Origin of the sequence: Mesorhizobium sp. M7A.F.Ca.AU.001.01.1.1, from assembly GCF_004022735.1 — a bacterium.
GTDB lineage: Bacteria > Pseudomonadota > Alphaproteobacteria > Rhizobiales > Rhizobiaceae > Mesorhizobium > Mesorhizobium ciceri.
In genome coordinates this window covers 1-5343 of record NZ_RZPF01000468.1, presented here as the reverse complement: position 1 = coordinate 5343, position 5343 = coordinate 1, and the positions used below count along the sequence as shown (strand labels likewise).

General features: G+C 64.3%; 5 protein-coding genes and 1 riboswitch. Of the genes, 1 reads left to right on the top strand and 4 read right to left on the bottom strand.

Annotated elements, in window-relative coordinates:
• The 3 genes from gcvPA to gcvT form a co-directional block, all read right to left on the bottom strand.
• Positions 1-1518: aminomethyl-transferring glycine dehydrogenase subunit GcvPA (gene gcvPA, locus EN884_RS24490; RefSeq protein ID WP_128360779.1), on the bottom strand; the 1518-nt coding region annotated here is incomplete at its 3' end.
• 17 nt (positions 1519-1535) lie between these two features.
• Positions 1536-1904, bottom strand: a complete 369-nt coding sequence (gene gcvH, locus EN884_RS24485; protein ID WP_013531953.1) for a glycine cleavage system protein GcvH — start codon at positions 1902-1904, stop codon at positions 1536-1538.
• 5 nt (positions 1905-1909) lie between these two features.
• Entirely contained in the window at positions 1910-3010 is a 1101-nt protein-coding gene (gene gcvT / locus EN884_RS24480) for a glycine cleavage system aminomethyltransferase GcvT (RefSeq protein ID WP_063167888.1), read from the bottom strand.
• Positions 3011-3159: 149 nt separating this feature from the next.
• Positions 3160-3246: riboswitch (glycine riboswitch) on the bottom strand.
• 244 nt (positions 3247-3490) lie between these two features.
• Here gcvT and EN884_RS24475 point away from each other — a divergent pair.
• Positions 3491-4492, top strand: coding sequence for a hypothetical protein (locus tag EN884_RS24475; RefSeq protein WP_063167889.1), 1002 nt, complete (start codon positions 3491-3493; stop codon positions 4490-4492).
• Between the two features lie 37 nt (positions 4493-4529).
• Here EN884_RS24475 and EN884_RS24470 read toward each other — a convergent pair.
• On the bottom strand, positions 4530-5343 hold an 814-nt coding region (locus EN884_RS24470), incomplete at its 5' end, for a GntR family transcriptional regulator (RefSeq protein ID WP_245491981.1).

Sequence of the window (5343 nt, the reverse complement as noted above, 5' to 3'; positions counted from 1 at the left end):
GCTCGGCCAGCTCACCGGCATCATCTCGGCGGCGGCGTTGAGCTTCATGGTGCAGGATCCCAGCGGGATCATGGCGCGGTCGAGCGCCAGGTCCTTGTCGGCCAGCCGGCGCAGGAAGCGCATCATCTCGGTTTCCGACTTGTTTTCGTGGAAAACAGGCTGGGTCAGGAACTCCTTGCCGCGCGGCTTGCCGGGCACCGTGCTGTCGGCGGAGGCGCCAGCCTTGGCGCCGAACAGGGCCGCGATTGCGTCGAGATCGGCCTCGGTGGAGGTTTCGTCGAAGGCGATGCCGATGTGGTCGGCATCGACGGCACGCAGCAATCTGCCGCCCTTTTCAGCGGCGGCGGCGATCGAAGCTGCCTTGCCCTTCACCTCGGCCGTCACCGTGTCGAAGCGGCTTGAACCGAGCACGGAGATGTTTGCTGCTTTGAGCCCGGCGGCAAGACGATTGGCCAGCGTGTGGATGCGCCCGGCAATCGCCTGCAGCCCGGCGGGGCCGTGCCAGATGGCATAGGCGGTCGCCATATTGGCGAGCAGCGCCTGCGCGGTGCAGATGTTGGAGGTCGCCTTGTCGCGGCGGATATGCTGCTCACGCGTCTGCAAGGCAAGCCGGTATCCGGGCCGGCCCTTGCTGTCGGTGGACTGGCCGACCAGGCGGCCAGGCATCAGCCGCGTCAGCCTGTCGGAGACGGCGCAATAGGCCGCGTGCGGGCCGCCAAAGCCCATCGGCACGCCAAAGCGCTGCATCGGGCCGACTGCGATGTCGGCGCCAAGCTTGGCCGGCGCGTCGGTCAGCGTCAGGCCGAGCGGGTCGGCGATGAAGACGACGAGAGCGCCGGTCGCGTGTGCCTTGTCGATCGCTGCCTTGTGGTCGCCATAGACGCCAAATGTATCCGGCCAGGAGACAAGCAGGGCGGCGGTGTTGTCGTCGATCGTCTCGCCATCGATCTCGATGCCGAGCGGCTCGGCGCGGGTGCGCACCACGTCCAGCGTCTGCGGGTGCGGCGTGCCGGCAAGTGCTACCTTGGTGCGCTTGTCGCGGTGATGGCGCAGTGCAATGCCGACCGCCTCGGCCACGGCGGTTGCTTCATCCAGCAGCGACGCCGATGCCACCGGCAGGCCGGTCAGTTCGGTGACCAGGGTCTGGAAGTTGAACAGCATTTCCAGCCGGCCCTGGCTGATCTCGGCCTGATAGGGCGTGTAGGCCGTATACCAGGCCGGGTTCTCGAACAGATTGCGCTGGATAACCGGCGGCACATGGACGCCGTGATAACCGGCGCCGATGAAGCTCTTCAGCACCGTATTCCCGGCCATGACAGCCGAAAGCTCAGCCAGCGCTTCCGCCTCGCTCGCTGGTGCCGGCAGGGCAAGCGGCCGATCGAGCCGGATCGACTTCGGGACGGACTGGCTGATCAGCGTCTCGATCGAGGGCACGCCGATGGCGGCCAGCATGGCTCTGGTATCGTTGAGGCCGGGACCGATATGGCGGGCCGAGAAGGGGTAGGGTGCTGCGGTCATCTCAATAAGTCCTGATATCAACCGATATGGGCTTTGTAGGCGGCCTCATCCATGAGACCGGCGAGCTGGCTTTCGTCGGCAAGCTTCATCTTCCACAGCCAGCCGGCCCCTGTTGCGGCCGAATTGACCAGTGACGGATCCGACGACAGCGTGCCGTTGGCCTCGGTGATCTCGCCGTCGACTGGTGCATAGACATCGGACGCCGCCTTGACGGATTCGACCACGACGGCGGTGTCGCCCTTGGTCAATTTCTTTCCCGTCTCCGGCAGTTCGACGAAGACGAGGTCGCCGAGCTGCTCCTGCGCGTAATCAGTGATGCCGACCGTGGCGATGCCGCCCTCGACGCGGAGCCACTCGTGATCTGATGTGAAATAGGTCGTTGCCATTGAGATCATCCTTTTCGGTAGCGATGCGGTGTGAAGGGCAGGGAGCTGATATCGACTGGGATTTTCGTGCCGCGCACATCGGCGAAAACCCGAATTCCGGGCTTTGCCAGAGGTGTCGAGACATAGCCCATGGCGACCGGATGGCCGGCCGAGGGGCCGAAGCCGCCCGACGTGACATGGCCGGCCGGGTTGCCGTCGGCGTCGAAGAGCGCGGCACCGCCACGCACCGGCTGGCGGCCTTCCGGCTTCAAACCGACGCGCTTTTGCGCGGGTCCTCGTTCCACCGCGGCGCGGAGCGCATCGGCGCCGATGAAAGTGCCGGAAGCGCGGATGTCCTTTGGAATTGCCCACATCAAGGCGGCGCTGGCCGGGTCGGTTTCCGGTGTGATGTCCTGGCCATGCAGGCAGAGACCGGCCTCCAGGCGCAGGCTGTCGCGCGCAGCCAGGCCGATCCACAGCACGCGCTCGTCTCCGAGCAGCTTCGCGACGAGGTCGCGTGCATCGGCCTCCGGCAAGCCGATCTCGAACCCGTCCTCGCCGGTATAGCCCGACCGGCTCATGAACCAGTTCTTGCGCGGTTCGACCCCATGCATGAACAGCAGCGAGCCGGTCTCGATGCCGGCGCGGGAAAGGGCGGCCCAGGCTTCAGGACCCTGGATGGCCAGGAAGACGCGGTCGAGCGGCTCGATCCTGGCGTCGAAATCCGCGGCAAGTGCACGCAAATGCTTTTCGTCGGCTACGGCGTTGCCGGCATTGGCGACCACCATGAACCTGGCATCGCTAAGCCTGGTGACGATCAGGTCGTCGAGGATGCCGCCTGCTTCGTTGAGGAAAAAGGACAGTTTGGATTGCGAGATTTCGAGCGCGCCGGCATCCAGTGGGCAAGCACGGTTGAGCAGTGCCGCCGCTTCCGGTCCGCTGACCTCGAACAGCTTCATGTGCGAGATGTCGAACAGGCCGGCCTGCTCGCGGGTGTGAAGGTGTTCCTTCATGACGCCGGCCGGATAGGTCAGCGGCATCGACCAGCCGGCAAAGGCGCCGAAGCGCGCACCGGCGGCCATATGGATATCTTCAAGGGGAAGGTGTTTTGTGTCGTCGCCCGCCATGTCGTCTCCAGAGTCGCACGCAATCGGTCGCGAATGGCGACCAGTCCGTGCCCCTCTGTCTGAAGCCTGAGAGACTCGCGCAGCCGGAACTCTGTCAGCGGCGCTTACACCTTCGGCGCGGGGGCAAGCCCCGACTTTCCAGAGTGTCTTTCCCGTCTACGGTTCTTTTGCCTGAGAGATTTCGGGCGATTTCCCCTTCGGCGACAGCTCTCGCTGTTCTCTCCCGCAAACAGGTAGGACTCAAGACCCTGAGTCCTCGACGCGCCATCCATAGCTTGCGCGCGACGGCTTGTCACCTGTCAGCAACATCTAAAGCGCGTGCATGTCGTTCTTCAAACCGCGGCACGCTGTCAGGCGACATGCGTTGGCGACAAGTCTTCACTAACCACGCCGTTTGCCGGTTTTTCAAGACACTGCTGATATGTTGGCTTGTGTGACGCTATGGGGCCGGCGCTTGGCGACGGCGGACGGGGACGACAAATGGGCGAATTGATCATGAGCGCGCCGGTGGCCGGGCTGACCTCGAAAAGCCGCATCGCCGCGGAGGACGTGGCGATGTTGCGCCATGAAGTGTTCGGCGACGGCGTCGTGACGCGTGGCGAGGCCGAGGCGCTGTTCGCGCTCGATGCCACGGCGAAGGACAAATGCCAGGAATGGCCGCCCTTCTTCATTGAGGCGGTCACCGACTATATCGTCCACCAGGAAAAGCCATCGGGCTATATCTCGCAGGACAATGCCGACTGGCTGATCCGCACGATCTCGCGCGACGGCATGGTCGACAGCCGGACCGAACTCGAATTGCTGGTGCATGTGCTGGAACAGGCGAAATCGTCGCCGGCCCAGCTTTGTGTGTATGCGCTGGAGCAGGTGGCGCATGCCGTCATTGACGGCAAGGGGCCGCTGATGCTCGGCGGCGCGCTGGCTCCGGGCCTCGTCGCGCAGGCGGAGGTCGAGCTTTTGCGCCGGATACTCCATGCCCATGGCGGCGACGGCAACATCGCCATCACGCGCGCCGAGGCCGAGGTGCTGCTCAAGATCAACGAGCGGACTGCTCAAGGACAAAACGATCCGTCCTGGAACGAGCTGTTCGTCAAGGCGATCGCCAATTTCGTCATGTGCTCGGCCGGCTACGAAGCACCGACGCGCGACGTGGCGCTGCGCCATGACGCCTTCCTCGAACATGCCGATCCGGAAATCGGCGGCTTCTTCAGCCGCATGATCTCCGGCGGGCTTGCCGGCATCATGGAGGCCTACCGATCTCCTGGCGACATCGAAGCCGAATGGGAAGCCAAGAACAGGGCGGCCGAGGCCCTGGCCCGCCGTGCCGAGACGATCGATGCCGGCGAAGCCGGCTGGCTGATCGAACATATCGGCGTCGACAGGCCACTTTACGAGAACGAACGCGCGCTGCTGACCCTGATCAAGCACGCCTCGCCGGAAATTCACCCGGCGCTCAGGCCGCTGCTCGACAAGGTTGCCTGACCGGCCAGGGATTGCTTAATCGGATCCGGGATGCTGGTCAGATCTGATCGACGTCGACGTATATCCGGGCCAGGCCTTCCCGGACGGTCGACATGGCATCGGCGACACTGATGTCGATGTGGTCATGCATGAGCCTTGCGGCCGTGTCGGCATCGCGGGTTACCATGGCTCGGGCGATTTCGCTGTGTTCGGTGTAGGTTGTCGACAGTCGCCGGTGCTTCTCCACTTCGATCTTGCGAACGAAATGGATGCGCGTGTTGATGCCTTCGAGCATGCGCGCCAGTTCGGGATTGCCTGACAGCCTGGCGATGCGGATGTGAAACTCCTCGTCCCTGGCGGTCAGCTCGGCGCTGGAAAACGAGTCGGCGCGCGCCATGGTGAGCGTCCACCAGTCGACGAGCGCGGCGAGCTCTTCATTGGTCGCGCGCTGGATCGCCAGCCTGACGGAGCGCTCCTCAAGCACCGCCCGCACGTCGGAAAGATTGACGACCTCGTCGACATCGAAGCCGCGGCAAAAGAAGCCGCGATTGGTCTGGAAGGTGATGAGTTCCTCCGTGACCAGCCGCTGGAGGGCCTCCCTGATCGGGCTGCGGCTAACATTCAGCCTCGCGGCAAGCGCCACTTCGTTGATGCGCTCGTTCGGCTTGAAGCGATAGTCCATCGCCATGCGACGGATCTCTTCATAGACGCGCGGGCCGGTCTTGATCGGCTTGGATGCCAACGCCGCATCGTCGTCCTGGTTGCTGTGCCTGGTGGGTCGGAGCATGGCGTCGGTCAAGCCTTTGCGGCGCTTGGTTCGGCGAACCGCGCCTGTGTGGGAAGGATACCGTCGAGGGCGATCGGCGCAGCCC

Excerpts from the sequence above, each read along its gene's own strand:
- gcvH (WP_013531953.1), bottom strand. The coding sequence starts at position 1,904 with ATGGCAACGACCTATTTCACATCAGATCACGAGTGGCTCCGCGTCGAG.
- gcvT (WP_063167888.1), bottom strand. The coding sequence starts at position 3,010 with ATGGCGGGCGACGACACAAAACACCTTCCCCTTGAAGATATCCATATG.
- EN884_RS24475 (WP_063167889.1), top strand. The coding sequence starts at position 3,491 with ATGGGCGAATTGATCATGAGCGCGCCGGTGGCCGGGCTGACCTCGAAA.